This window comes from Micromonospora sp. L5 (assembly GCF_000177655.2).
GTDB lineage: Bacteria > Actinomycetota > Actinomycetes > Mycobacteriales > Micromonosporaceae > Micromonospora > Micromonospora aurantiaca.
This window is the reverse complement of record NC_014815.1, coordinates 722,646-746,282: the sequence shown is the minus strand read 5'-3', so window position 1 is coordinate 746,282 and position 23,637 is coordinate 722,646. Positions and strand designations below refer to the sequence as shown.

Sequence of the window (23,637 nt, the reverse complement as noted above, 5' to 3'; positions counted from 1 at the left end):
GGCTCTACTGTGCCGGCTCCTGCTGAGGTCGCTCGGCCGTCACTCGTATCCCATCGCGGGGATGATCTCGCCCAGTTCCCGCTCGACGTACGCGCGGGTGCCGGCGTCGAACTGGTCGTCGCGGTGCGCGAGCTTGTCCGCCTGGAACGTCGACGCGGTGACGGCGTCCTCGACGCCCAGCCGCTCGAACAGGGCCCGCCGCTGCCCGGGCCAGTCGGCCGCCAGGTCCTCCGCCTTCACCTCGACGTATCGCCGGGTCGTCAGGTCGGCCGCGTTCCTCCAGGCCAGCCACCTGTCGTAGACCGGCAGCAGGTAGGCCAGCACACCGTCGACTGTGGACGGCGCCCACGGCTGGGCCAGGTGGGAGGCGAGAACCGAGATCGGGTGACGCTTGATGTGCACGATCGTCGCCTCGGTCACCAGTTCCCAGAGGAAGTCCAGGTAGAAGAGGTTGAACGGCGTCTTCTCGCACCAGGTCGGCTTGCCCGCGTCGGCCGCCGCCCCGCCGAACAGGGTGTCGACCAGGCCCCGCAGGACGCCGATCAGTTCGCTCCGGTCACGGAAGTACCTCGGGACGACCCGTCGTCGGCTGGCCGGCCCGAACGGCCCGGAGGGCCGGTCGCCGTCGCCGAAGCCCTCCGCGGGCGCGGGCTCCTCGAAGGCGTGCACGATCACCTGCGGCCAGAGCCGGTGTACGGCGTCCCGATAGCGCCGCTCGCCAACCAGCTCGGGCACTGTCTTGCCACGGTCGTCACGCCGGCCGGGCACGCGTACGGTGAGGAAGTCGCTCAGCCGGTGCAGCGCGTCCTCACCGACGATGGGGTCGTACCGGTCGGTGAGCGCGCCGGCCAGGTCCCGCAGGCCACCGGGTTCGACGAGGAACTTGGTCTCCATCGGGATCCGGTGGATCAGCGGATGCTGGCCGATGACGTCGGCGATCCGCGACGTGCCCGAACGGCCCGTACCCGCGACGAAGACCGGTGAGGGGGACGACATGGACGGCAGTCAAACTCCCGGCCCGGCGCAGGGGCAATCCAATTATCCCCGCCGCGATCAGCTGATCGCCCTCCTGGCCGAGGCGGTCGGGTCCGTCACAGTGGCGCACCCGACGCGGGTCGCCGTCGACGGGCCGCCCGCCGCCGGCAAGACCACGCTCGCCGACGAGCTGGCCGCCGTCCTGCGCGCCCGCGGCCGGTACGTCATCCGGGCGACAGTCGACGACTTCCTCTTCCCCCGGCATCGGCGCTACCGACGGGGTGAGTTCTCGGCGCAGGGCTGCTACGTCGACACCCACGACCACGGGACGCTGAAGCGGGTGCTGCTCGATCCGCTCGGCCCGGGCGGCGACCGGCGCTTCCGGCACACGGTCTACGACCACGCCACCGACGCGGTGCTGTCCCCGCCGCTCACCACCGCTCCCGCCGACGCCGTGCTGGTGTTCGACGGCGTCTTCCTCCTGCGCCCGGAACTGCTCGACCGGTGGGAGCTGCGGGTGCTCGTGTCGGCCGCGCCGGACCGTACCGTGGAGCGTGCGGTGGTCCGGGAGAGCCCGGTGTCGTCCCGGGCCGACGTCGAACGGCGCTGGCGGGAGCGTTACCTTCCCGCCCAGCGGCTCTACTTCGCCACGGCCCGCCCGGCCGAGCACGCCCACGTCGTCGTGCACAACGACGATCCCCGGCAGCCGATCTGGGAGACCCGGACACACCCGGATGGCAGGCTGGCGACCATGAACAGGAATCGGGTGGCCGCTTGGATCGCGGCGTACGAGCAGGCGTGGCGCACACCGGGAACGGCGGCGCTCGGCACGATGTTCACGGCCGACGCGAGCTACCGGCAGGGGCCGTACCGGGATCCGGTCGTCGGCCTGCCCGCCATCACCCGCATGTGGGACAGCGAGCGCGACGGACCCGACGAGGTCTTCGAGATGACATCGGAGATCGTCGCGGTCGACGGCGACACCGCTGTGGCACAGGTGCAGGTCCGGTACGGCGACCCCGTCCACCAGGAGTGGCGCGATCTCTGGATCATGCGGTTCGCCGAGGACGGCAGGTGCCTGTCGTTCGAGGAGTGGCCGTTCGCGCCGGAGAAGCGGGCCGCCGCCGGGTGAGAGACGGGCCGTCTAACTTGATTTTTAACACGTGCGGCGTGGGCGGGGATTGACGGATTTCGTCTTCTTTCCGGCTGCTGTCTTGGCGTTTGTGGTGGTCGCGATGTGGACGTCGTAGCGCGGGGTGGGGTGGTCGTTGCGGCGGCCGGGTGGCCGTCCTGGTCCTGGCCGGGAGGGTTTGGGTGCACCGGCCGGACAGGTCGCCTTCGTGCGCAGGTGCCGAAACCCGCGGCGGACGCGGGCGGGTGACAGACGCTGCGGTGGTGCGGGTTTCTCCCAGGGGCGGCGCAGGTCGGCGGCGAGGGCGCGGGCGAGACGGAGCTGGGTGTAGGCGGCGAGGATCATCCAGGTCCACCGGTCGGCGGCCTGTGGCGTGCGGATCTTGGGGCAGGTCCAGCCGAGGGTCTGCTTGAACAGGCGGAATGTGTGCTCGATGTCAAAGCGACGTAGAAACGTTTGCCAGAGCCGGTCGACATCAGCGGCGGTGGCGTCGACGCCGGACCACCACAGCCAGACCGGCTTCGGGGTCGCGCCGCTGGGCAGATGGTCGACCTCCAAACGGATGACGGTTCCCTCGATGACCGGCAGTACCTTCGCCGCAGCGGTCCAGGCGGATCGATGGGTCAACCGTGGGTGCAACCGGTCCCAGGCTCGGGCCCGCGCCGTGCCGTAGAGGCGGGTGTCGGCGACGGTGGCAGCGTCCGGCTCACCCCAGGTAGTGGGATCGCCGAAGACGAACTCGTCGCCGTGCCTGCGCGGTCGGCCGATCGTCCCGGGCTGCCGGGGGCGGCACTGCCCGGCGTAGCACCCGGTCCGAACGCATCCGAGCCAGGACCTGCACCGGCAGGTCACGCAGGAGGAACGCCAGTCGGGGTGCGTCGTAGCCGGCGTCGGCCACGACCAGGATCTCCAGGTCCCCGGCCTGCCACTGCCCGGCCGCGATCAGCCGGCCCACGATGTCTCGCAGCTGACCAGCGGTGACCGTGGCCGCGTCGTCACCAGGCGCCAGCCGCACCGCGTCCAACGGCGCGGTCCACGAACTGCGACCAGATTCCAGGGCCACGACCATCGAGTACGGCCAGCCCGGGATCATGATGGTCTGATCCTTGCCGCGACCGTAGGTGTGACACAAGATCCGCTGCGGCGAGGTGTGCGCGTCCGGCCGCAGCCAGCAAGTGATGTCGACCGCCAGGACGAGACGACCATCAGCTGCCCGCGGCAACGACACCCCGGCGAGGGCCGTGCGCAGCCGATCGACGTCCAGCCGCCCGCAAGCGAGGGCGTCATACAACGCCCCGTGACCGCGGCGGTGCTCACCCACCAGCGACAACTCCACCAACGACCGGACCGGCCCGTCGGCGCACAACACCGCGTCCGTCAGGTCGAACAACGCGTCAGCCCGAGCGGTCAGGCAGTCGTAGAACTCTCGCCGGAACCTGTCCAGCTCCCCGACGACATCAGCCCGACCACGGTCATGCACACTGGTCACCAGAACAGCCCTTGGTAATTGATGCTCTTCCCTAGACAAGAAGATCATCGACCAAGGGCTGTTTCTGTGATCGGCCAGGGTCCCCACAGGACCTTCGGAGGTTAAAGATCAAGCTAAGGCGTGTTTGGTAAGTGCAGCCACTCACCCGGGGAGATAGTCGACGATCTGCGCTACCTAGCCCCAGCGCTGCCTGATCAGCCCGAAATCCGGGCGACAAGCTTAGAGCCCGGACCGCTTGCGGCGCGGCGGGCGTGCCTCAACCGGATTCAATTGGACTAGGCGGTTCAAACGGTAACCTAAGGGGTAGGCGGCCCGGTGGTGAAGCTCCACCAGCCCGAGCCCGGGCGAAGGGGCGCCTGCTACGAGGAGGTAATCATGAAGGCAGTGGTATACGAGGGGCCGCGGCAGATCAGCGTCAAGGACGTACCGGACGCGCGGATCGAGCGCCCGACCGACGTCCTGGTACGGATTACTTCGGCGAATATCTGTGGCTCGGACCTGCACATGTATGAGGGCCGGACGGACTTCGAGCCCGGCCGCTGGTTTGGCCACGAGAACCTGGGCCAGGTCATCGAGGTCGGTGCCGGCGTCGACAAGGTGCGGATGGGTGACTGGGTCGTGCTGCCGTTCAACATTTCGTGCGGACATTGCAAGAACTGTGAGCGTCAGCTGACGAACTACTGCCTGACCGCGCAGCCGGAGCCGAAGATGGCCGGTGCCGCGTACGGCTTCGCCGACATGGGGCCGTGGGCCGGAGGGCAGGCCGAGCTGTTGCGGGTGCCGTGGGGTGACTTCAATTGCCTGCGGCTGGGCGAGGACGCCGAGCAGCGACAGACCGACTATGTGATGCTCGCCGACATCTTCCCGACCGGGTATCACGCCACCGAGATGGCTGGTGTCAAGCCCGGCGATCAGACGGTGATCTACGGGGCGGGCCCGGTGGGTCTGATGGCCGCTCTCTCGGCGACCATCCGAGGGGCGAGCAAGGTGATGGTTGTGGACCGGCACCCCGACCGGCTGCGGCTGGCCGAGTCGATCGGTGCGATCGCCATCGACGACTCGAAGGTCGATCCGGTGCAGGCTGTTCTCGAGCAGACGATGGGGCTGGGCGCGGACAACGGCTGCGAGTGCGTCGGTTACCAGGCGCACGAGCCTAACGGTCAGGAACAGGCCAACCTGACAATGAACCGGCTGGTCGCCTCGGTGCGCTTCACCGGCAAGATCGGCACCGTGGGCGTCTTCGTGCCTCAGGACCCCGGGGCCAGCGACGAGCTGGCCAAGCAGGGCAAGCTTGCCTTCGACTTCGGCATGTTCTGGTTCAAGGGCCAGCACATCGGCAGCGGCCAGGCTCCGGTCAAGAAGTACAACCGGCAGCTACGCGACCTGATCGCCGCTGGCAAGGCCGAGCCGTCGTTCATCGTCAGCCATGAACTGCCCCTCGACAGTGCCCCGGACGCTTACCAGCATTTCGACAACCGCGACGACGGCTGGACGAAGGTCGTCCTGCACCCGGCAATGGCGGGTGCCTGACATGGCCGAGAGCCCCTAAACCTCAAGACGGGTTATAGGTGGTCGTGCGCTCCCGGCACGGCCGGTGACGGGCGGCGTGCTCGGGGCTGGTTGTCCCCGCCACGGCGGTGTCGAATCTGTGGCGGGCCACGCCGCACGGTTGGCATAGTCGCCCGCTCCGACCGAGCCGGTCATAGCCACTCGCAGATGATGACGATGGTCAACACAGCTTGGAACCGGACGGCCAACTTGTCATACCGGGTGGCCACGCCGCGGTGGCGTTTGAGTCTGGCGATGCCGTTCTCGACGGCGTGTCGTAGCCGGTAGAGGTCTTTGTCGAATTTGGATGGGCGGCCGCCTTTGGAGCCTTTGGCCTTGCGGTGGGCGTCCTGGTCGGCCTTACTCGGGATGCATGCCTTGATCCCGCGCGAGCGCAGGTGGCCGCGGTTGCCGCGACTGGTGTAAGCCTTGTCGGCTAGGACCAGGTCGGGGCGGGTTCGGGGCCGACCCACTCCGAGGCGGGTCACCCGGATCCGGCCCAGGACCGGGATGAACTGCGAGCTGTCGCCGCGATGCCCCGCGGTTACGACCAGGGACAGGACCCTCTGGCCCTGCTCGCAGGCGAGGTGGGTCTTGGTGGTCAGGCCACCGCGGGAACGGCCGAGTGCGTGATCGACGGGTTCGTCGTGAATCCCGCCGGGTGGTTCCTTTTGCAGGTGACCGTCCTTGCGGGCGCCGGCGGCGTGCTGGTGGGCGCGGCTGGTCGTCGAGTCGATGCTGACCGTCCAGACGATCCGGCCATCGGCATCAGCGTCGGCCTGCGAGGCGGACAGGATCTGGTCCCAGGTCCCGTCGCGCTGCCAGCGGCGGAACAGGCCATAGACCGTCTGCCATGGCCCGTAGGTGCCCGGGACGTCACGCCACGGCGACCCGGTCCGGATCCGCCAACGAATCCCGTCAATGAGCTGCCGTTTCTCCCACTTTGGCGGACGACCGGTCGTCGACGCGGCAGGCAGCAGCGGGGCCAGGACGGCCCACTGCCGGTCGGTCAAGTCATGCCGTCTCGTCACCGCAACGCTGGGCACGAAGTCTCCGGTATGAAGTTCTTGCTTGGTCGCAGAACCAGCTACCGGAGACCTCTTCAGCTATCGATCACCGCCACGCGTGACTTCGATCAACCCGACTACGTTTTGAAACACGCCTTAGCTTGATCTTTAACCTCCGAAGGTCCTGTGGGGACCCTGGCCGATCACAGAAACAGCCCTTGGTCGATGATCTTCTTGTCTAGGGAAGAGCATCAATTACCAAGGGCTGTTCTGGTGACCAGTGTGCATGACCGTGGTCGGGCTGATGTCGTCGGGGAGCTGGACAGGTTCCGGCGAGAGTTCTACGACTGCCTGACCGCTCGGGCTGACGCGTTGTTCGACCTGACGGACGCGGTGTTGTGCGCCGACGGGCCGGTCCGGTCGTTGGTGGAGTTGTCGCTGGTGGGTGAGCACCGCCGCGGTCACGGGGCGTTGTATGACGCCCTCGCTTGCGGGCGGCTGGACGTCGATCGGCTGCGCACGGCCCTCGCCGGGGTGTCGTTGCCGCGGGCAGCTGATGGTCGTCTCGTCCTGGCGGTCGACATCACTTGCTGGCTGCGGCCGGACGCGCACACCTCGCCGCAGCGGATCTTGTGTCACACCTACGGTCGCGGCAAGGATCAGACCATCATGATCCCGGGCTGGCCGTACTCGATGGTCGTGGCCCTGGAATCTGGTCGCAGTTCGTGGACCGCGCCGTTGGACGCGGTGCGGCTGGCGCCTGGTGACGACGCGGCCACGGTCACCGCTGGTCAGCTGCGAGACATCGTGGGCCGGCTGATCGCGGCCGGGCAGTGGCAGGCCGGGGACCTGGAGATCCTGGTCGTGGCCGACGCCGGCTACGACGCACCCCGACTGGCGTTCCTCCTGCGTGACCTGCCGGTGCAGGTCCTGGCTCGGATGCGTTCGGACCGGGTGCTACGCCGGGCAGTGCCGCCCCGGCAGCCCGGGACGATCGGCCGACCGCGCAGGCACGGCGACGAGTTCGTCTTCGGCGATCCCACTACCTGGGGTGAGCCGGACGCTGCCACCGTCGCCGACACCCGCCTCTACGGCACGGCGCGGGCCCGAGCCTGGGACCGGTTGCACCCACGGTTGACCCATCGATCCGCCTGGACCGCTGCGGCGAAGGTACTGCCGGTCATCGAGGGAACCGTCATCCGTTTGGAGGTCGACCATCTGCCCAGCGGCGCGACCCCGAAGCCGGTCTGGCTGTGGTGGTCCGGCGTCGACGCCACCGCCGCTGATGTCGACCGGCTCTGGCAAACGTTTCTACGTCGCTTTGACATCGAGCACACATTCCGCCTGTTCAAGCAGACCCTCGGCTGGACCTGCCCCAAGATCCGCACGCCACAGGCCGCCGACCGGTGGACCTGGATGATCCTCGCCGCCTACACCCAGCTCCGTCTCGCCCGCGCCCTCGCCGCCGACCTGCGCCGCCCCTGGGAGAAACCCGCACCACCGCAGCGTCTGTCACCCGCCCGCGTCCGCCGCGGGTTTCGGCACCTGCGCACGAAGGCGACCTGTCCGGCCGGTGCACCCAAACCCTCCCGGCCAGGACCAGGACGGCCACCCGGCCGCCGCAACGACCACCCCACCCCGCGCTACGACGTCCACATCGCGACCACCACAAACGCCAAGACAGCAGCCGGAAAGAAGACGAAATCCGTCAATCCCCGCCCACGCCGCACGTGTTAAAAATCAAGTTAGTCGGCGGATATCTCCCCGAGAACGCGTTGCGCCTCGGCCGATTCCTCCGCGTCCTCGGGGTCGTCGACCGTGCGGGAGTAGGTGGACAGCGTCTTCCAGAGCGCCCAGCCACGTCCGCGCGCCCAGGTCGCGTCGTCCACCGACAGCCGCTCGCGGAATGCCGCCCGGCCCTCGACGCTCAGCAACGTCCAGGCGATCGCCAGGTCGCAGGCCGGGTCACCGACGCCGCATGTCCCGAAGTCGATGACGGCCGCCAGTCGGCCGTGCGCGAGCAGCAGGTTTCCCGAGGCGATGTCGCCGTGGAACCAGCGGTCCACCCCGTCCCAGCGGGCGCCGACCGCCCGCGCCCAGATCTCGCGTACCAGCGCGGCATCGACGCGGCCGTCCAGCGCCAGGAGCGCATGCTCGACCTTCTTGTCGTACGTGCGCAGCGTGCCGCCCCGGAACCAGTTGTGGACGCCCGGCTGCGGACCACCGGCGGCGTCGACGTCCTGCAGGGCCGCGAGGAATCCGGCCAGGTCGAGGGCGAACCGCACCGGGTCGGCGATCCGGTCCACGGCCGCGGTCTCGCCGTCGAGCCAGCGGTAGATCGACCACGGATGGGGGTAGCCCGCGCCCGGCTCGCCCTTCGCCAGCGGTGCGGGGATGGGCAGTGGCAGCCGAGCGGCGAGGGCCGGGAGCCACAGGTGTTCCTTCTCGACAGCCAGGGCGTACTCGGCAGCGCTGGGCAGGCGCACCAGCAGCTCGGGGCCGAGGTGGAAGGTCCAGTTGTCCCAGCCGCCCTTGGCGACCGGTTCGATCCGGAGGTCGGCCAGGTGCGGGAACTGGTCGGCTACCAGGCGACGCACCTGCTCCACGCCGACGGCGGTGCGCCGTGGCGGGGGACCGAGATCCGGTACGTCACTCACGCCCGTTTGGTGTACGCGACGAACGCCGCCCAGCTCGACGGCGTGAACGTCAGCGCCGGCCCCTGCCGGTCCTTGCTGTCCCGCACCCCCACCACACCGGGCAGGTTGTCCGCCACCTCGACGCAGTTGCCGGAGTTGCCGCTGCTGCGGGTGCTCTTGCGCCAGGTCGCGCCGGTCAACTCCATCGCTTCGCCGCCTCCGAAATCGCCGCCAGAGTCGCCCCATGCGGCATCGCCTCCGCGCAGGGGGAGAGCTGTAACCAGGGTCAGGTGCGCTTGGTGTGCGCGACGAACGCCGCCCAGCTCGACGGCGTGAACGTCAGCGCCGGCCCCTGCCGGTCCTTGCTGTCCCGCACCCCCACCACACCGGGCAGGTTGTCCGCCACCTCGACGCAGTTGCCGCCGTTACCGCTGCTGCGGGTGCTCTTGCGCCAGGTCGCGCCGGTCAACTCCATCGCTTCGCCGCCTCCGTGATCGCCGCCAGAGTCGCCCCGTGCGGCATCGCCTCCGCGCGAATGGACTCCCACGTCTGCCGCAGTGAGTTCACGTCCACCGTGCGCTCCACGATTGTGCCGTGCAACGGGTTATCCAGATAGCCCAGATCGTCGCCGTCGGCCGGGGTGGCGAGCACGAAAGCACCGTTGAGCCCCGGATAGGCACCGACCGTCTCCGGCACCAGGTGCAGGTGCACCCGGGGCCGCCGTGCCATCTCGATCAGGTGCTCCAACTGCTCCCGCATCACCTTCGGCCCGCCGACCGGGCGAGCCAGCGCCGCGTGGTCGAGCACCACCACGAACTGCGGCGGCGTGGGGCCGTCCAGCACCGCCTGCCGGGCCAGCCGGGCCGCCACCTGCTGTTCGACCGCCTCGCCGACGAACTGCGCGGCCCCTTCGTAGAGCGCTCGGGCGTACCCCTCGGTCTGCAGCAATCCGGGCACCACGAGTGGCTCGTAACTGCGTAACGCCGTCGCCTCCTGCTCGATGCTCACCCACTCGCGGAACCACGGCATCAGCGCCTCCTGCATCAGCGCGTCCCGGATCCGCACCAGCAGGCCGCCGCCGTTCAGCACCTCGTCGCAGCGCTCGGTGAACTCGGCGCGCGGCGCCCGGCGGCACTGCTCGACGGCCGCCACCAGCGACGCCGAATAGCTCACCCGCTCGCCCAGCGCCTCCTGGGTCAGCCCGGCATCGGTACGTAACCGGCGCAGCTCACCGGCGAACAGTTCCCACAACGGCACACGGATCATCTGCACACCTCTGCACACGGCTGCACACGGAAATCGGCCGGTCGGACGGCCAGGAAGGTGGGGGTGGAACGCCTTCCGACACTAGCGGCGCGGTGACGAGACTGTCACGCAGTGGAGCCGAATTCGTCCGGTTCCCGCTACCGAGAGGAGTTGCGCCGTGCGACTGCGCTGGTTCCGCTGCCGGGGTGCGTCGGCACCGACACTGCCCCACCGGGTACGGGGCGACAACCTGCCGGAGTGGATGCGGCAGCCGACGCGTCCACTGCCGACGATGGGCCCGGGCCGGGTCGGCAACCTCACCCCGGCGCAGCAGTGGCGGGCGAACGGCGGTCGCTGGTCCGTACCGGAGCAGCGCGGGAACGGCGGCGGCCATCGGTCCGCCCCGGAGCAGCGCCCGGGAGACGGCCACCACGAGGAGCGCCGGTGATCAGCCACCAGCTCGGGCAGCCGCCGGACGGGCCCAGGCCGGATCGCCCCCGGCCGTACCCGTTGCACGCCACCCCGCACACGCCGCTGCGTCCGATGTGGTGTTGCCGGGCCTGCGGCCAGCCGTGGCCGTGCCCGATGGCCCGCCTGCTGCTGCGCAGCGAGTACGAGGACAACCGGATCGGGTTGTCCATCTACCTGTGCGGGCTGCTGTACGAGGCCACGCGCGACCTCTACCGGCTGAACCCGAACGACGCGCCGGCCCCGGCCGACATGTTCGCCCGCTTCGTCGGCTGGGGCCCGTACCGCCGTCACCGGCCCGTCCCACCGGGCGGCGACTGTTAATAAGGGGCCCTTCCTCTACCGGAGGCGTTAATAGGGTGCCCCTCCTTTCACCGCCAGCCGACGTCGATGCGGTCGCCTCGCTCGTCGAAGAAGTGCAGCGCGTCCATCCGTACCTGCACGGCGAGCGGGTGCCCGGGCGACACCTGCGGGTACGGCGCGAGCCGTACCGCCAGTTCCGCCGGACGACGGTGGTGGCGGCCCGGGTCGGGCAGCACGCTCGTGCGGTTGCCGCCGCCCCCGCCGGCCTCCGGGGCCGGGGCCGACGACTCCGTCGCGCGGCCGGTGAGCCGCTGCATCACCTGGTTGAACCGGCGCAGGCCGCGCTGGCCCGGTGCGGCCTGCTCGACCGGCGTGCCCATCTCGTCGACGACGATCGCGGTGGCGCCGATGTCGAGGAAGGCGAGCGACTCGTGGCCGTGGTGCTCCAGGTAGCGGATGCGCCCGTGCAGCACGTCACCGGCGGTGTCCGGGGCGACCGGGGTGAGCGCCTCGGCGCGCATGCCGACCACGATCCGCTCACCGTGGTAGTGCGCCACCGCACGGCTGCGGATGTCGTCCCAGGGCAGGTAGAGCGACTGCTCACCGAGGTTCAGCGCGACGTACCGGTCGAGGTGGACGTAGACCGACGCCTCCAGCAGGTTCATCCGGGGGCTGCCCAGGAACGCGGCGACGTAGAGCGTCGCGGGCCGGCCGTACACCTGGGTGGGGGTGCCCACGTCCTGGAGCACGCCCTTGCGCATGATGGCGACGCGGTCGGCCATGGTGAGCGCCTCGGCCTGGTCGTGGGTGACGTAGATGGTGGTGACGCCCAGCTCGCGGGTGAGGCCGGAGATCTCCGCCCGCAGCTCGGCGCGCAACCCGCTGTCCAGGTTGGAAAGTGGCTCGTCCATGAGGAACAGGCCGGGCCGGCGCACTATCGCCCGCCCCATGGCGACCCGCTGCCGCTGGCCGCCGGAGAGCTGGCTGGGCTTGCGCCCGAGCACGTCGCCGATGCCGAGCGCGCTCGCCACGTCCTGGATCCGCTCGCCGCGCGGGCCGGGCTCGACGCCGCTCAGGCGCAGCGGGAAGCCGATGTTGTCGCCGACCGTCATGTGCGGATAGAGCGCGAAGTCCTGGAAGACCATGGCGATCTTCCGGTCCCGCGGCGGCAGGTCGTTCGCCAGCTCACCACCGAGCATGATGGCGCCGGAGGACGGATCCTCCAGTCCGGCCACCATGCGCAGCACTGTCGATTTCCCGCAGCCCGACGGGCCGAGCAGCACCATGAACTCGCCGTCGTTGACGTCCAGATTGATGGTGTCGACCGCGACTGTTCCGTCCGGGAACACCTTGGTGACATCCTTGAGCGCGACGGTCGCCACCGCCACCTCCCCAGCTACTCGCCCCAAACCCGGGAATGACTGTGACCAGGATCATCTGATTCGCACATCGGGTAAACGTGCCATGTTCAGCTCGTGACAGTCCTATTAACCGGTATTCGCCGGGCTCCGCAGTTAAGTGACCTGCCGGTAACCACTTTTACGGCGTTTCGCCGAGGAACACGCGGCGCACCACGCGCTCGGCGGCGTGCCCGTCGTCGAGCGCGCAGAACCGCGACCGGAACGCCGTCCGGGCCCGCTCGGCCGCCTCGTCGTCGACCGCGCCGGAACGGAACACGTCGAGCAGGCCGGGGAAGTCCAGCGCCACCGCGCCCGGCGGCTCGGCCAGGAGGTCGAAGTAGACGCCCCGGGCGACCCGGTAGGCGTCCCAGTCCGGCGCGTAGACCACTATCGGCCGGTCCAGCACCGCGTAGTCGAACATCGCCGAGGAATAGTCGGTGACCAGCACGTCCGCCGCCAGGTAGAGGTCCTCCACCCGGTCGTACGCGCTCACGTCCAGCACGCCGTCCGCGGCCGGTCCCCGGGGGTGCCGCTCCCGGTCGTGGAAGTAGTGGCTGCGCATCAGCAGCCGGCCCCGGGGCCCGAGCACGTCGAGCATCCGGTCCGGGTCGAACGGCGGCCGCCACCCGGGAAGGTGCTCGCGGTGCGTCGGCGCGTAGAGCACCACGTACTCGTCGGGTGCGATGCCCAGCGCGGCGCGGACCTGGCCGCGGTCCTCGGCGGTGGCCAGCGCCAGCCGGTCGTTGCGCGGGTAGCCGACCTCAAGCGTGGTGTAGTCCGCCGGGTACGCCCGCTCCCACATCTGCGTGGAGAAGCTGTTCGAGGTGATGCTGTAGTCCCAGCGGTCGACGCGGCGCAGCAGGCCGGCGAAGTTCATCCCCATCGCGCCCACCGGGTAGCGCTGCTGGTCCAGGCCCATCACCTTCACGGGCGTGCCGTGGTGGGTCTGCACGTGCACCGAGCCGGGGCGCTTGCGGACGAAGTCCGGGAAGTTGACGTTGTTGACGAGCCAGCGGGCGCGGGCCAGCACGCGGTGGTACTCGCGGCTGCCGGCCACCACGTACTCGACGCCCGGCGGCAACGTGGCCACCCGGTCGCGGCGGACGATCCACACGCCGCGCACCTGCGGCGCGAGCCGTCGGGCCGCCTCGTAGATCACCGCCGGGTTGCACGAGTAGCCCCGGTACCAGTAGGCCGCGTACACGGCGAGCGTCGGGTCGATCGGCCGGTGCAGCTCGGCCCGGTAGTACTCGCCCAGTGCCAGGTCACGGGCCCGCCGGGCGGTACGCCGCACCACCGGCGTCACTCGCCGCCGCGCCCTCCGCGCGGTACGCCGGGCCGTCTCCCCCGCCTGGTGCGCCTCGCGCAACGCGCTGAACGTCCGCCAGCGCCCGGCCGCCACCAGCCGGTGCTTGAGCCCTTCCGGGCCGGACGGGACCGGGTAGCCCTCGGGCGGCAGGAACCGCACGTAGTCGGCGTGCATCTGGGCGAAGAACGGCGCCCGCAGTTCGGGGGCGATCCGGTCGCCGTTGCCGAGCACCGTGAGGTAGTGCCAGATCATCCGCTCGAAGACGGCCGGCCGCAGCCCGGTCACGTGCCAGCGGTCCATCAGCCCGAACACGCGGTGCCACTGGGCGAAGACCTCGAAGTGCCGGTCCCCCCGGGTCTTCGTGATCGCGCCGGTGCGGCGCTGCCGGTAGTTCAGGCAGATCCGGTCGAGTACGCCGATCCGCCCGGCCGCCATCAGCGCCGGATAGCTGAACGACACGTCCTCGTACCAGCCCGGCTCGAAGCGCAGCCCGCGTTCGAGCAGGAACTCCCGGCGTACCACCCGGTTCCACGCGGTGTGCAGCAGCTTCAGCGTCTCCGGCCGGTCCCGCAGCGTGAACGTCGTCGCGCCGGGCGGGTCGGGGAACACGTCCCGCATCGCGCTGCGGGTGCCGATGTTGTTCCAGTGCGCCCGGACGTGATCGACGATCAGCACGTCCGGCGCGGTGTCGCGGAGCCGGTCCGCGACGTGCGGCAGGCAGCCGGGCACCAGCCAGTCGTCCCCGTCGACGAACCACACGTACTCGCCGACGGCCCGGTCCAGCCCGATGTTGCGGGCCGGACCGAGCCCGACGTTCTCGGCGAGGCGTACCGGGCGGACCCGGGGGTCGCGCAGCGCGTACTCGGCCAGGATCTCGCCGCTGTCGTCCGGCGAGGCGTCGTCGACGCCGATCACCTCGATGTCGCCGAACGGCTGGCCGAGGATCGAGTCGAGACATTCCCGCAGGTAGCCCTGCACCTTGAAGGCCGGCACGACGAAGCTGATCAAGGTCACCCCGGCCCGCCCTCCGTCAGCCCGGCGAGCGCACACCCCCACGGGCGCGGGCCGGCAGGACCACCCAGGCGAGGACCACGCTCGCGACAAAAACCACGAGAAGGTACGCACCGATTGTAGCTAGAGCGATACTCGCATATCCGGCGATCAGCCCGATTGCCAGCAGCAGCGAACGCCCCGGCCAGCCCAGCGTGGCCGCGTGCAGCGGCGGCGCCGACTGCCGCTTCTCCAGCCGCGCGGTCAGGTCGTAGTGCAGCAGCGTGAGCACCAGGACGTACCCGAAGATCAGCCAGGCCGGGGCCCGGCCCGCCACCCCGACCGCGATGGCGAACAGGTACTCGGCGGCCCGCAACGCGGCCGGCACCAGCCAGTCCAGCGACCCGTCGTGCGGCGCCCGCGACGCCTGCGCGGCCCCCAGCAGCAGCACCAGCGCGAGCACCGGCACGAAGACCGGCAGGTCCCCGCCGCCGTGCACCGCCAGCAGCGCCCACACCAGCGTCCCCGCCGCGCCGAGCGCGCCGAGCACCGCCAGCAGCAGCGGCCGTCGCGCGGTCGGCAGCGTCCGCACCAGCAGGCCGTCGTCACGGTGCAGACCCGCGTCCACAGTGGTCAGCACCGGCACCCGCATCCACCGCGCCCGCAAGGTCCGCAAACCCCCTGTGTACGCGAACGCCAGCGTCCCCCAGACCAGCACCGCGACCAGCGCCACCAGCGGCCCGAACAGCGCGGCGGCGATCGCGATGAGCGCCCACCGCTCACCGATCGGGAACACCACTGTGCGCTTCAGCCAGTACGACACCGAACCCGTGTCCGCCTGCACCCGCGTCGACGCGGCGTTCAGCTTCCCGCCGATGCCGCCCGCGTCGGCGCTCACCACCTTCGGCCGCCGGGCCGCCTCGTCGTGCAGCGCGCCATACCACGTGTCCGTCATGTGCCGCACTGTCTGCAACGTCATCGCGGCGAGCGCCAGCGCCCAGCCGTACCGGAACCCGGCGTGCGTGGCGCCGAAGCCGAGACCGGCGTAGACCACGTACTCCTTGAACCGGTCGGCCATCGTGTCCAGCCAGCCGCCCCAGGCGCTGAAGTGCCGGGTGTAGCGGGCGAGCTGCCCGTCCACGCAGTCCAGCACGAAACCCAGGTAGAGCAGGACCGCGCCGGCCACCAGCGCGGGCCGTCCACCGGCGCCGAACAGCACCGCCGCGGCCACCGCGAACGCCACCGAGACCATGGTGACCCCGGTCGGGCCGATCCCGATCCGGGCCGCCGCCTTCGTGACGTACGGGGACCAGGTGCTGACGAAGAACGTGGTGAAGAAGTCGTCCCGCTCCTTCACCGACAGCTTCAACTCGGCGCGGTCCTCGTCGACGGCGGCCACCGCCGACTCGGCCGCCACCCGCTGCGCCTCGTCGCCGACCCGGTGCGCCACGAGCAGACGTACCCGATGGGCGAAGATCAGCGTGCCGCGGGCGGCGAGGTCGGCCACGAGCCGGTCCACCGCGCCCAGCGGCCCGCCGCCCGCGGCGCGGCGGGCGGCCTCGGCGAGCGCCGGCAGGTCCGCCGCGCCCACCCGCAGCGCGCCGCCGAACACGCCGCTCGCCTCGGCGGCGCCGACCTCGACCACCTGCCCACGCTCCTCACGCACGGTGGCCTGCCCGGGAGCGGGCGGATCGGTGAGCACCAGCGCCACCGTCGGCCCCACCGGGCTGGTCGCGAGATGCTTGAGTACGGCGGTGTGCGCCACCAGGTCAGCGCCGCTGACCAGCACCGGGCCGGTCGCGGCGGCCACCAGATCGGCCAGCTCGGTCAGGTCGGCGGCGATGCGCACGTCGTCCGCCCCGGCCCGCCGCCACTGCGCGGCCAGCCGTTCGGTGAGGTGGCCCGCCGCCGGGTCGGCGGCGAGCACGATCGCGAGCGTCACCGCTTCGCCGCGTCGGCGTAGGCGGCCAGCGCCTCGTCAATCGTCCCGTCGACGATCAGCCGTCCGGCGTCGAGGTAGAGCCCCCGACGGCAGAACCGGGTGAGGTCCTTGTCGTTGTGTGACACCAGCACCAGCGTGCGCCCTTCCGCGAGAAGTCGCTCGATGGTCGCATAGCACTTCGCGCGGAACTCCGCGTCCCCGACCGCTGTCACCTCGTCCACAAGCAGCACCGGGTGCGGCAGGTGCGCGATCACCGCGAAACCCAGCCGCACCTTCATCCCCGACGAGTAGTGCCGCACCGACGTGTCGATGGCGCGTTCCACCTGCTCACCGGCGAACGAGACGATCTCGTCGAAGTGCTCCCGCAGGTACGCCGACGACAGCCCGTGCAGCCCGCCCACCAGGTAGAGGTTCTCCCGGCCGGTCAGGTCGCCGGAGAACCCGGCGGACAGTTCGAGCAGCGGCGCCACCCGGCCGTGCACCCGGATCGAGCCCTCGTCCGGGATGAGCACACCGGCGATCAGCCGCAGCAGCGTGCTCTTGCCGGTGCCGTTGCGGCCCACCACGCCCACCGTCTCGCCCGGCTCGACCCGGAACGACAGGTCACGCAACGGCCAGAACCGGCCCGCGTCCGGGTCGCGGGCACCCCGGTGCACGATCAGCTCCCGCAGCCGTAGCTGACGGCGCCGGTTGCGGACGAACCGGATGCCGAGCCCGTCCGCCTCGATGATCGGGGCCATTCAGAGTTCCTTCAGCACTGCCGGTTCGAGGCGGTGGAACGCCCACCAGCCGAGCGCCAGCACCAGCACACTGCCGGTCACCGTGATCGTGAGCAGCCGGGCATCAGGGAACTCGTCCGGATACCAGACCGCGTGGTGCAGCTGGAAGATCCCGACCAGCGGGTTCAGCTCGTACCCGATCTTGAGCCAGCCCGGCATGCCCGACTCCCGCACCAGGTCGAGCGGGTAGATGATCGGCGTCGCGTAGAACAGCAGCCGGATGACCAGCCGCATCGTGCGTTCGATGTCGCGCATCAGCACGTTGCCCGCCGACAGCAGCAGCGCCAAGCCCACCAGCAGCACGAACTGCACCGCCACCGCCAGCGGCAGCGCGAGCAGGCTCCAGCCGGGGCGGATCTTCCCCTGGCTCGCGTAGATCGCCGCGACGGCGGCCAGGATCGGCAACCCGGCCAGGTACTCGGCGAACCGTCCGGCGACCCGCCCGATCGGGAAGATCGGCCGGGGCAGGTTCATCGTGGTGATCAGCCGGGACTGCCCGGTGAGCGCGTTCGCCGCCTCGGTCAGCGCCGAACTCGCCCACATCCAGGCGAAGATCCCGGTGATCAGGAACAGCGGGTACGACCCGGCCGCCTCGCCCAGGTGCCGCCGGGTCGCGCCGGAATAGAGCACGCCGAAGACGAACCAGTAGATCAGGCCCATGCCGAGCGGCTCGATCAGCGACCAGAAGTAGCCCAGCACCGACTGCTGGTACTTCACCGCGAGATCCCGGCGGACCAGGATGCGCAGCGAGGTGCGGGCGGACCAGAGCGCCGCGACGCCTGACGTCACCGCATGATGGTCGCTTTGTCAGTCGCGCTCCCGGGCCGGGTGCGGGCCGGGGTCACCCCAACGAGGTCAGCACTCGATCACGTTGACGGCGAGCCCGCCCCGCGCGGTCTCCTTGTACTTGACCTTCATGTCCGCGCCGGTCTCCCGCATGGTCTTGATGACCTTGTCCAGCGACACGTGGTGCACCCCGTCGCCCCGCAACGCCAGCCGGGCCGCGGTGATCGCCTTGATGCTCGCCACCGCGTTGCGCTCGATGCACGGAATCTGCACCAGGCCACCCACCGGATCGCAGGTCAACCCCAGGTTGTGCTCCATGCCGATCTCAGCGGCGTTCTCCACCTGCTCCGGCGTACCGCCCAGCGCCTCGGCCAGCCCGGCCGCCGCCATCGAGCACGCCGAACCCACCTCACCCTGACAGCCCACCTCGGCACCGGAGATCGACGCGTTCTCCTTGAACAACACACCGATCGCGCCCGCCGCCAGCAGAAACCGGACCACGCCCTCCTCGGAGGCACCCGGCACGAACCGGGTGTAGTAGTGCAGCACAGCCGGGATGATCCCGGCAGCACCATTCGTCGGCGCGGTGACCACCCGCCCGCCGGCCGCGTTCTCCTCGTTGACCGCCAGCGCGAACAACGTCACCCAGTCCATCGCGCGCAGCGGATCCCCGCTGCCGGTCTCCGCCTCCAGGCCGCGCCGCATCTCCGCCGCGCGCCGCCGGACCTTCAACCCACCCGGGAGTACGCCGTCACGGGTGCAGCCGTTCTCCACGCACTCGCGCATCACCCGCCAGATCTCCAGCAGCCCGGCGCGCACGTCCGCCTCGCTACGCCAGGACACCTCGTTGGCGAGCATCACCTCACTGATCGACAGCCCGGTCTCCGAGGTGACGGTCAGCAACTCCGCACCGGTCAGGAACGGGTGCCGTACCCGGGTGCTGTCCGCCTTGATCCGGTCCGCCCCGGCCGCCGCCTCGTCCACCACGAACCCGCCACCGACCGAGTAGTACGTGCGCGTCCGCACCTCGCCCCCGGCCGCGTCGTACGCCGCGAACGTCATCCCGTTCGGGTGATACGGCAACGACCGCCGGCGATGCAGCACCAGATCCGTGTCCGGATCGAAGTCGACCCCCTGACTGCCGAACAGGTCGAGCCGCCGCTGCGTGCGGATCCGCTCCACCCGCGGCCCGACCGAGTCCGTGTCGACAGTCTCCGGGACCTCACCCTCCAGCCCCAGCAGCACCGCCCGGTCACTGCCGTGCCCGTGGCCGGTCGCGCCGAGCGAGCCGAACAGCTCCGCCCGTACCCGCGCCACATCCGCGAGCATCCCGTCGGCCTTCAGACCCGCCACGAACGTACGGGCGGCCCGCATCGGCCCGACGGTGTGCGAGCTGGACGGCCCGATACCGACGCTGAAAAGATCGAAAACACTGATCATTTGCTGCTTTCCTCGCCGTCGTCCCCGTTGTGCGGATCCGAGCCGGTGCGTGGGTGCCGCGCCCGCCGGGCGGGTAGACGGCCGGCGCCCGGGGTGGGGGCGCCCGACCGGCGAGCCTACCTCGCCCCCGTGAATACCCGCCCCCACTCCGCCACATACCCGACCCGGCGCACACGCCCACCCCTCCCCGTTCCACTCCCGCCGTCGCCCACCCGCTCCCTCCCGCCCGCTCAGGCCCGCGCCCGCCCCGCCCGCCCTCGCGCTACTGCCGCCGACTCCCGCCCCGCTCCTCCCCGTCGATCTTGGAGTTATGGCGCCCAGGATGCCCGATTAACGCCATTCGCGAGGTGCCACAACTCCAAGATCGACGCGCCGTGGCCTGCCCCCGGGGAGATCTTGGTACCGAATGGCCCTCATAGGGGCACTTTCCTACCAAGATCTCCACTGATCCCAGTCGACGGAACATCCGTCCCGCGAGGCGGAAAGTGCTCGACGCAGCACCCCTCGCCGAGCAGGGCTCCCGCCCCACGCCACCCCACCACTCCCGCGATCTTGCAGTTGCGGCCCTGAACAACTGCGCGAATCGGGCACAACGGGGGCCGCAACTGCAAGATCGCGAGGGTTGCGCGGGGCAGCGCGAGGGCTGCGCGGGGTGGCACGACGGCGGCACGGGGCAGCGCGAGGGTGAGGCGAGGAGCGGGGGCGTTGGTGAGGAAGCGCCGGGGTAAGCACCTACGGGTGCCCGGGTCGCCGATCCTCCTCGGGGCTGAGGGCGCGACGCGTACCCCTTTCTACCGTGGAATCAGCGCGGCGGATCGCCGCAGAAGTGGGAGACGACGATGAGTCGCAAACTGGTCCGGCCCCGCCAGGGGCGCATGATCGCCGGTGTCTGCGCCGGCCTGGGGCAGCGGTTCGGCATGTCGGCCGGCATGGTCCGGCTGCTGTTCCTGCTGTCGCTGCTGCTGCCCGGCACACAGGTGATCATCTACCTGATCCTGTGGATCCTGATGCCGAACGAGGACCGCTACCTCGCCACCCGCTGACGCGACACGAGCCGGGACGCCGGCACACACGCGACGCGCCCGCCCCGGATCATCGGGGCGGGCGCGCGGCGTCAGAGCGGTCAGGGAGCGGTGTACGTGACCGTCACCTTCTCGTACCCGAGGGAGCGCAGCAGCCCTTCGAGCATCTTGCGGGTGTTCTCCTGGGCCCGGGCGGTGAGCCCGCTGTCCCGGGCGGCAGCGGTGATGCGGTCCTCGGCGAGCTTGTAGACCTGCTGCTGCCGGTTGGGATCGCCCGCGACCAGGTCGTTGAGCCGGTTGATCAGGCCGCGCTGCTCGGCGAACACGTAGCTCTTGTCCATGTCCAGATCGGTCTCGCCGAGCTGCGGCGCGGGCAGCTTGATCTCGGCGGACTTGCCGTCCTCGGAGACCACCACGGCACCGTCGGCGATCTTCCCGAAGTCGACGTACGCCTCGACCCGGCCCGCCCCGACGAACAGCGTGCGCTCGTTGAGCAGGAAGTCGGGCACGTTGCGCCTGTCGTTCTGCACGTCGACCACGACCTGGAAGTTGCCCTCGGCGGCGACGTAGCGGCTCAGGTCACGGATCGACTTGAGCAGCGGCGGCTGGCTGCGGTCGGTCTGCTCCTTGGCGAACGGGTTGCGGAAGTCGGGCAGCAGACCGGTGGCCTGCACGCCGAGCAGCACCACGACCGCCAGCGCCGCCGCGCCGAGCACCCAGAGCAGGCCGCGCGCCGGGCCGCCGCCCGACGCCGGGGCACCGGGGGCGTACTCGCGGTCGTGGTCGGGCGAGCCCTCCGCCCGGTCGCGAAGGGACTCGCTGGTGGGGTAGTCCGGGAACTCCCGGGTGGGCTCGTTGATGTCACCGTCGCGGGCCATCGCCCTCACCGTCCTCGTCCGACACTTCCTCGTCCGACACATCGATCCTCAGCCGACACATCGACTGACAATGACGGTACGGCCACCGTGCGACAGTCGCTCGCCGAGCGCCCCGATCGGGTGAAACCGCAGGTCAGGCGAACGCGGACAGGCCGGTGAGCCGCTGGCCGATGACGAGCTGGTGGATCTCGGAGGTGCCCTCGTAGGTGAGCACGCTCTCCAGGTTGTTGGCGTGCCGCATCACCGGGTACTCCCCCGAGACGCCGTTGGCGCCGAGGATCGTGCGGCACTGCCGGGCGATGGCGAGCGCCTCACGGACGTTGTTCAGTTTGCCCACGCTCACCTGGTCGGGCCGCAGCGTGCCCGCGTCGGCGAGGCGGCCCAGGTGCAGCGCGAGCAGCATGCCCTTGTTCCACTCCACCGCCATGTCGGCGAGCTTGGCCTGGGTGAGCTGGAATCCGGCGAGCGGGCGGCCGAACTGGGTGCGCGTGGTCGCGTACTCCAGAGCGGTCTCCAGGCAGTCGCGGGCCGCGCCGAGCGCGCCCCAGACGATGCCGTGCCGGGCCTCGGTCAGGCACCCCAGCGGCGCTTTGAGCCCGATCGCCTCGGGCAGTCGCGCATCGGCCGGCAGCCGGACGTCGTCGAGGGCGATCTCGCCGGTCAGGGACGCGCGCAGCGACATCTTGTGCCGGATCTCGCGCGCCGTCACCCCCGGCGTGTCCATGGGTACGGCGAAGCCGCGCACCCCGTCGTCGGTACGCGCCCAGATCACGCCCACGTCCGCGATCGGCGCGTTGGTGATCCACAGTTTGCTGCCGTTGAGGATCCAGTCGTCGCCGTCGCGGCGGGCGCGGGTGGCCATCGAGGCGGGGTCGGAGCCGTGGTCGGGTTCGGTGAGCCCGAAGCAGCCGATCGCCTCGCCGGCCGCCATGGCGGGCAGCCAGCGCTGCTTCTGCTCCTCGCTGCCGTAGCGCCAGATGGCGTACATGGCGAGCGATCCCTGCACCGACACCAGCGAGCGGACGCCGGAGTCGCCGGCCTCCAGTTCCAGGCAGGCGAGCCCGTAGGCGACCGCTGACGCGCCGGCGCAGCCGTAGCCGGTCAGGTGCATGCCGAGCAGGCCGAGCTTGCCGAACTCGCGGGCCAGTTCCCGGGCCGGGACCTGGCCGTCCTCGTACCAGCCGGCGACGTGCGGGCGTACCCGGTCGGTCACGAGCCGGCGCACGACGGTGCGGATCTGCCGCTCCTCGTCGCTGAGCGACGCATCGATGTCGAGCAGGTCGAGAGGAGTCATGGCGTCACCTTAACCAAGACTCAGGGAGGCGTCACTCGCCCTGGTCACCGAGCACGAGCACCCGCGCGTGGATCTGGTTGCGCTGCTGGAGCGCCGCGCGCAGCGCCCGGTGCAGGCCGTCCTCCAGGTAGAGGCCGCCGTTCCACTGGACGACGTGCGGGAAGAGGTCGCCGTAGAAGGTGGAGTCCTCCGCGAGCAGCTTGTCCAGCGCGAGTTCGCGCTTGGTGGTGATGAGCTGGTCAAGCCGCAGCGGGCGCGGCGGAATCTCGGCCCACTGCTTCAGCGTGAGGTTGTGCTCCGGGTAGGGACGCCCGTCCCGGACCGCCCTGAAGATCACGGCGTGCTCTCCTCCCCAGGCCAGGCTGACAATGTGGATGTCAGCCTAACCGCTCAGGTCCACCGTCCCCGCCGCACCACATCCTGCACCGGACGCCGCCCTCGGCGCAGCGACGGTGACCGGTGGTCGACAGCTCGGTAACCTACTGTGATCGCACCGATCGGGTGCAGTTCCGGCGGTACCCCGAACGCCTCCCGGTACGCCCCGATGCGCTGCGGCGGGATGCCGAAGAAGCAGGCGCCCAGCCCCTCGTCCACGGCGGTGAGCAGCATCAGCAGCGCCGCGAAGCCGGTGTCCACGTACCAGTAGGGCACCGGCCAGCGGTCCTCGGCGCGGTCCGACCAGCCCTTGTCCGCCTCGGCGTAGCGGTCCAGGTAGGCGTCGCGGTTGGCGTGCGGCACCACGATCAGCGGAGCCCGGCGCATCCCGGCCAGCCAGCGTTCCCGGCCGCCGCCACCAGGCGTGGTCGCGGCCCAGAACCGTTCCCGGTCCTCGGGTTCCTCCAGCACCAGGAAGCCCCAGCCCTGCGAGAACCCGGCCGACGGGGCCCGGACGGCGTGGTCGAGCAGCCGGTCCACCACCTCCGGCGGCACCGGCCTGTCGGGGTCGTAGTTGCGCACCATCCGGCGGCGCCGGACGACGTCGGCGAACTCCACG

The 23,637-nt window shown here is 70.6% G+C and carries 22 protein-coding genes and 2 pseudogenes; 7 read left to right on the top strand and 17 right to left on the bottom strand.

Annotated features, from left to right (window positions below; translation table 11 throughout):
- Nucleotides 1–39: 39 nt before the first annotated feature.
- Nucleotides 40–996 carry a sulfotransferase gene (locus tag ML5_RS03695; RefSeq protein ID WP_236619352.1) on the bottom strand — a complete coding sequence of 319 codons (957 nt, stop codon included), beginning with the start codon at nucleotides 994–996 and terminating at the stop codon, nucleotides 40–42.
- Here ML5_RS03695 and ML5_RS32270 point away from each other — a divergent pair.
- Nucleotides 995–1,699 (top strand): annotated as a pseudogene (locus ML5_RS32270) (AAA family ATPase); the annotation flags it as partial. The gene ML5_RS03695 and the pseudogene ML5_RS32270 sit on opposite strands and share 2 nt — an antisense overlap.
- 27 nt (nucleotides 1,700–1,726) lie before the next feature.
- Nucleotides 1,727–2,107 (top strand): nuclear transport factor 2 family protein, encoded by a 381-nt coding sequence (locus tag ML5_RS32265; protein WP_168168231.1) that lies wholly within the window; start codon nucleotides 1,727–1,729, stop codon nucleotides 2,105–2,107.
- Between the two features lie 24 nt (nucleotides 2,108–2,131).
- Here ML5_RS32265 and ML5_RS33155 read toward each other — a convergent pair.
- A pseudogene (locus ML5_RS33155) lies at nucleotides 2,132–3,596 on the bottom strand (NF041680 family putative transposase).
- Nucleotides 3,597–3,971: 375 nt separating this feature from the next.
- Between ML5_RS33155 and ML5_RS03680 the strand changes: the two are divergent.
- Nucleotides 3,972–5,126: a glutathione-independent formaldehyde dehydrogenase gene (locus ML5_RS03680; protein WP_013473764.1), complete on the top strand. Its 1,155-nt coding sequence runs from the start codon at nucleotides 3,972–3,974 to the stop codon at nucleotides 5,124–5,126.
- A 170-nt stretch (nucleotides 5,127–5,296) separates the two neighbouring features.
- Here ML5_RS03680 and ML5_RS03675 read toward each other — a convergent pair whose 3' ends face one another.
- A complete protein-coding gene (locus ML5_RS03675) occupies nucleotides 5,297–6,190 on the bottom strand; it encodes an IS5 family transposase (protein ID WP_013473763.1) in 894 nt (297 codons plus the stop codon).
- A gap of 234 nt (nucleotides 6,191–6,424) precedes the next feature.
- Between ML5_RS03675 and ML5_RS03670 the strand changes: the two genes are divergently transcribed.
- The gene (locus ML5_RS03670) at nucleotides 6,425–7,888 is read left to right on the top strand and encodes an NF041680 family putative transposase (protein ID WP_013473762.1); all 1,464 of its coding nucleotides are present in this window, start codon (nucleotides 6,425–6,427) and stop codon (nucleotides 7,886–7,888) included.
- Nucleotides 7,889–7,896: 8 nt separating this feature from the next.
- Here ML5_RS03670 and ML5_RS03665 read toward each other — a convergent pair whose 3' ends face one another.
- The 4 genes from ML5_RS03665 to ML5_RS03650 all read right to left on the bottom strand — a co-directional run bounded on the left by ML5_RS03665 (nucleotide 7,897) and on the right by ML5_RS03650 (nucleotide 10,053).
- Nucleotides 7,897–8,808, bottom strand: a complete 912-nt coding sequence (locus ML5_RS03665) for an aminoglycoside phosphotransferase family protein (protein ID WP_013473761.1) — start codon at nucleotides 8,806–8,808, stop codon at nucleotides 7,897–7,899.
- The gene (locus ML5_RS03660; RefSeq protein WP_013473760.1) at nucleotides 8,805–8,993 is read right to left on the bottom strand and encodes a DUF397 domain-containing protein; all 189 of its coding nucleotides are present in this window, start codon (nucleotides 8,991–8,993) and stop codon (nucleotides 8,805–8,807) included. Before ML5_RS03660 ends, ML5_RS03665 begins: the two co-directional genes overlap by 4 nt.
- An 80-nt stretch (nucleotides 8,994–9,073) precedes the next feature.
- The gene (locus ML5_RS03655) at nucleotides 9,074–9,262 is read right to left on the bottom strand and encodes a DUF397 domain-containing protein (RefSeq protein WP_013473759.1); all 189 of its coding nucleotides are present in this window, start codon (nucleotides 9,260–9,262) and stop codon (nucleotides 9,074–9,076) included.
- The gene (locus ML5_RS03650) at nucleotides 9,253–10,053 is read right to left on the bottom strand and encodes a helix-turn-helix transcriptional regulator (protein ID WP_013283738.1); all 801 of its coding nucleotides are present in this window, start codon (nucleotides 10,051–10,053) and stop codon (nucleotides 9,253–9,255) included. Before ML5_RS03650 ends, ML5_RS03655 begins: the two co-directional genes overlap by 10 nt.
- Before the next feature lie 157 nt (nucleotides 10,054–10,210).
- Here ML5_RS03650 and ML5_RS03645 point away from each other — a divergent pair, with 157 nt between their 5' ends.
- Nucleotides 10,211–10,480, top strand: a complete 270-nt coding sequence (locus ML5_RS03645; RefSeq protein ID WP_013473758.1) for a hypothetical protein — start codon at nucleotides 10,211–10,213, stop codon at nucleotides 10,478–10,480.
- Nucleotides 10,477–10,824: a hypothetical protein gene (locus ML5_RS03640; RefSeq protein ID WP_013283736.1), complete on the top strand. Its 348-nt coding sequence runs from the start codon at nucleotides 10,477–10,479 to the stop codon at nucleotides 10,822–10,824. The genes ML5_RS03645 and ML5_RS03640 overlap by 4 nt, the downstream gene beginning before the upstream one ends.
- A 47-nt stretch (nucleotides 10,825–10,871) precedes the next feature.
- On the opposite strand, the gene ML5_RS03635 is transcribed toward ML5_RS03640, so the two are convergent.
- The 6 genes from ML5_RS03635 to ML5_RS03610 all read right to left on the bottom strand — a co-directional run bounded on the left by ML5_RS03635 (nucleotide 10,872) and on the right by ML5_RS03610 (nucleotide 19,449).
- Nucleotides 10,872–12,185 (bottom strand): ABC transporter ATP-binding protein, encoded by a 1,314-nt coding sequence (locus ML5_RS03635; RefSeq protein ID WP_013473757.1) that lies wholly within the window; start codon nucleotides 12,183–12,185, stop codon nucleotides 10,872–10,874.
- A 157-nt stretch (nucleotides 12,186–12,342) separates the two neighbouring features.
- Nucleotides 12,343–14,526 (bottom strand): bifunctional glycosyltransferase family 2 protein/CDP-glycerol:glycerophosphate glycerophosphotransferase, encoded by a 2,184-nt coding sequence (locus ML5_RS03630; RefSeq protein WP_013473756.1) that lies wholly within the window; start codon nucleotides 14,524–14,526, stop codon nucleotides 12,343–12,345.
- 16 nt (nucleotides 14,527–14,542) lie between these two features.
- Complete coding sequence (locus ML5_RS03625) at nucleotides 14,543–16,444, bottom strand: DUF5941 domain-containing protein (RefSeq protein ID WP_013473755.1); 1,902 nt, start codon at nucleotides 16,442–16,444, stop codon at nucleotides 14,543–14,545.
- Nucleotides 16,441–17,184, bottom strand: coding sequence for an ABC transporter ATP-binding protein (locus ML5_RS03620; protein WP_013283732.1), 744 nt, complete (start codon nucleotides 17,182–17,184; stop codon nucleotides 16,441–16,443). Before ML5_RS03620 ends, ML5_RS03625 begins: the two co-directional genes overlap by 4 nt.
- Nucleotides 17,185–18,012, bottom strand: a complete 828-nt coding sequence (locus ML5_RS03615; protein WP_013473754.1) for an ABC transporter permease — start codon at nucleotides 18,010–18,012, stop codon at nucleotides 17,185–17,187. It lies immediately after the preceding gene.
- A 66-nt stretch (nucleotides 18,013–18,078) separates the two neighbouring features.
- Complete coding sequence (locus ML5_RS03610; protein WP_013473753.1) at nucleotides 18,079–19,449, bottom strand: L-serine ammonia-lyase; 1,371 nt, start codon at nucleotides 19,447–19,449, stop codon at nucleotides 18,079–18,081.
- 839 nt (nucleotides 19,450–20,288) lie between these two features.
- On the opposite strand from ML5_RS03610, the gene ML5_RS03605 reads away from it, so the two are divergent.
- Nucleotides 20,289–20,492: a PspC domain-containing protein gene (locus ML5_RS03605; RefSeq protein ID WP_013473752.1), complete on the top strand. Its 204-nt coding sequence runs from the start codon at nucleotides 20,289–20,291 to the stop codon at nucleotides 20,490–20,492.
- An 80-nt stretch (nucleotides 20,493–20,572) separates the two neighbouring features.
- Here ML5_RS03605 and ML5_RS03600 read toward each other — a convergent pair whose 3' ends face one another.
- The 4 genes from ML5_RS03600 to ML5_RS03585 all read right to left on the bottom strand — a co-directional run bounded on the left by ML5_RS03600 (nucleotide 20,573) and on the right by ML5_RS03585 (nucleotide 23,636).
- Nucleotides 20,573–21,349, bottom strand: a complete 777-nt coding sequence (locus ML5_RS03600; protein WP_013283728.1) for a DUF4230 domain-containing protein — start codon at nucleotides 21,347–21,349, stop codon at nucleotides 20,573–20,575.
- Between the two features lie 133 nt (nucleotides 21,350–21,482).
- Nucleotides 21,483–22,643, bottom strand: coding sequence for an acyl-CoA dehydrogenase family protein (locus ML5_RS03595; RefSeq protein WP_013473751.1), 1,161 nt, complete (start codon nucleotides 22,641–22,643; stop codon nucleotides 21,483–21,485).
- Between the two features lie 31 nt (nucleotides 22,644–22,674).
- Nucleotides 22,675–22,980, bottom strand: a complete 306-nt coding sequence (locus ML5_RS03590) for a type II toxin-antitoxin system VapB family antitoxin (RefSeq protein ID WP_013283726.1) — start codon at nucleotides 22,978–22,980, stop codon at nucleotides 22,675–22,677.
- A 53-nt stretch (nucleotides 22,981–23,033) separates the two neighbouring features.
- Nucleotides 23,034–23,636, bottom strand: coding sequence for a nitroreductase family protein (locus tag ML5_RS03585; RefSeq protein ID WP_013283725.1), 603 nt, complete (start codon nucleotides 23,634–23,636; stop codon nucleotides 23,034–23,036).
- Nucleotide 23,637: the final 1 nt, after the last annotated feature.

Coding starts and splice junctions, on each gene's coding strand:
- ML5_RS03695 (WP_236619352.1), bottom strand. CDS start 996: ATGTCGTCCCCCTCACCGGTCTTCGTCGCGGGTACGGGCCGTTCGGGC.
- ML5_RS32265 (WP_168168231.1), top strand. CDS start 1,727: ATGAACAGGAATCGGGTGGCCGCTTGGATCGCGGCGTACGAGCAGGCG.
- ML5_RS03680 (WP_013473764.1), top strand. CDS start 3,972: ATGAAGGCAGTGGTATACGAGGGGCCGCGGCAGATCAGCGTCAAGGAC.
- ML5_RS03660 (WP_013473760.1), bottom strand. CDS start 8,993: ATGGAGTTGACCGGCGCGACCTGGCGCAAGAGCACCCGCAGCAGCGGC.
- ML5_RS03655 (WP_013473759.1), bottom strand. CDS start 9,262: ATGGAGTTGACCGGCGCGACCTGGCGCAAGAGCACCCGCAGCAGCGGT.
- ML5_RS03650 (WP_013283738.1), bottom strand. CDS start 10,053: ATGATCCGTGTGCCGTTGTGGGAACTGTTCGCCGGTGAGCTGCGCCGG.
- ML5_RS03620 (WP_013283732.1), bottom strand. CDS start 17,184: ATGGCCCCGATCATCGAGGCGGACGGGCTCGGCATCCGGTTCGTCCGC.
- ML5_RS03610 (WP_013473753.1), bottom strand. CDS start 19,449: ATGATCAGTGTTTTCGATCTTTTCAGCGTCGGTATCGGGCCGTCCAGC.
- ML5_RS03605 (WP_013473752.1), top strand. CDS start 20,289: ATGAGTCGCAAACTGGTCCGGCCCCGCCAGGGGCGCATGATCGCCGGT.
- ML5_RS03600 (WP_013283728.1), bottom strand. CDS start 21,349: ATGGCCCGCGACGGTGACATCAACGAGCCCACCCGGGAGTTCCCGGAC.
- ML5_RS03595 (WP_013473751.1), bottom strand. CDS start 22,643: ATGACTCCTCTCGACCTGCTCGACATCGATGCGTCGCTCAGCGACGAG.